The organism is Pseudomonas inefficax (assembly GCF_900277125.1).
GTDB classification, from domain to species: Bacteria; Pseudomonadota; Gammaproteobacteria; order Pseudomonadales; family Pseudomonadaceae; genus Aquipseudomonas; species Aquipseudomonas inefficax.
The window spans coordinates 1-1840 of sequence record NZ_OPYN01000168.1; the positions used below are offsets into that span (position 1 = coordinate 1).

Genomic DNA, 1840 nt, shown 5'->3' on the forward strand with positions numbered 1-1840 from the left:
CCAGCTCGCCGTAGGCGGACGGGATCCAGGCCTCCAGCTTGGCGCGAATCAAGCGCGCCAGCACCGGTGCATCACCGCCACTGGACACCGCAACCACCAACGGCGAACGGTCGACGATTGCCGGGAAGATCACTGTGCACAGCGCCGGCGCATCCACCACGTTCACCGGCAGGCTAAGGGCCTGCGCATCCGCCGACACCTGGGCATTGAGCCCGGGGTCGTCGGTGGCCGCGATCACCAGCCGGCAACCGACCAGGTCGGCTGCCTGATAGCCGCGCACCAGCACCTCGCCGCCACCTTCCCGGGCCAGCGCGGCCAACTGGCCGTCGACATCCGGTGCCACCACGCGCAGCGCGGCGCCGGCGTCGGCCAGCAGGCGCGCTTTGCGCAAAGCGATCTCACCGCCGCCTACGACCAGCACGCGGCCGCCCTGCAGCTTGTGGAACAGCGGCAGGTAATCCATTTAGCGGATAACCTCGACGCCGCCCATGTAAGGCTTCAGCACTTCCGGCACACGGATCGAACCGTCGGCCTGCTGGTAGTTTTCCAGCACGGCAACCAGGGTACGGCCTACGGCCAGGCCGGAGCCGTTGAGGGTATGCACCAGCTCTGGCTTGCCGGTTTCCGGGTTGCGCCAGCGGGCCTGCATGCGGCGCGCCTGGAAGTCACCGCAGTTGGAGCACGAGCTGATTTCGCGGTACTTGTCCTGGCTTGGTACCCACACTTCCAGGTCGTAGGTCTTCACCGCACCAAAGCCCATGTCGCCGGTGCACAGGGCCAGCACGCGGTACGGCAGCTCCAGCAGCTGCAGCACGCGCTCGGCGTTGGCAGTCAGGCCTTCCAGGGCTTCCATCGACTTGGACGGCTCGACTACCTGCACCATCTCGACCTTGTCGAACTGGTGCTGGCGGATCATGCCGCGGGTGTCACGGCCGGAAGCACCAGCTTCGCTGCGGAAGCAAGGGGTGTGGGCAACCAGCTTCAGTGGCAGCTGCTTGGCGTCGAGGATTTCACCGGCCACCAGGTTGGTCAGCGACACTTCGGCGGTCGGGATCAGGTAGAAGTCGGCCTCGCCTTCGCGGCTGATCTTGAACAGGTCTTCCTCGAACTTCGGCAGCTGGCCGGTGCCCTGCAGGGCCGGGGCCTGCACCAGGTAAGGGGTGTAGTGTTCTTCGTAGCCGTGCTCGCCGGTGTGCAAGTTGATCATGAACTGCGCCAGGGCGCGGTGCAGGCGGGCGATTGGGCCGCGCAGCACGGCAAAGCGTGCGCCAGACAGCTTGGCGGCGGCTTCGAAGTCCAGGCCACCGCTGACTTCGCCAAGGGCGACGTGGTCCTTGATTTCGAAGTCGAAGGCCTTCGGCGTGCCCCAACGACGCACTTCGACGTTGTCGTCTTCGCTGGCACCGACCGGTACGCTGGCGTCCGGCAGGTTGGGGATGGTCAGCAGGATGCCATCCAGTTCGGCCTGAATGCCGTCCAGCTCGGTCTTGCCGGCAGCCAGTTCGTTGGCCATGCGCTCGACGTCGGCCATCAGCGGCGCAATGTCTTCGCCCTTGGCCTTGGCCTGGCCGATGGACTTGGAACGGGCATTACGCTCGGCCTGCAGCTGCTCGGTGCGGGTCTGCACCGCCTTGCGGCGCTCTTCCAGTGATTCGATGCGCGCGACATCCAGGCTGAAGCCACGGGAGGCCAGGCGATCCGCCACTTCCTGAAGTTGGCCGCGTCACCGTTTGGAAGCGAGCATAGCGTTCTCTCGTTATGTGTAGGTGTTGGTTCAGAATCGGGTCAGGCACAGGCCGGCCCAGGTCGNGAGCAGCCCGCCCACCACGCTGATACCGGT

At 66.0% G+C, this 1840-nt stretch carries 1 protein-coding gene and 1 pseudogene; both read right to left on the bottom strand.

Going from position 1 to position 1840, the window contains the following annotated elements; genetic code table 11:
- Positions 1-463 (bottom strand): precorrin-2 dehydrogenase/sirohydrochlorin ferrochelatase family protein (locus JV551A3_RS20550; protein WP_328592113.1); only part of this gene is annotated, 463 nt, incomplete at its 3' end.
- Positions 464-1723, bottom strand: a pseudogene (gene serS, locus JV551A3_RS20555) (serine--tRNA ligase); the annotation flags it as partial.
- Positions 1724-1840: the final 117 nt, after the last annotated feature.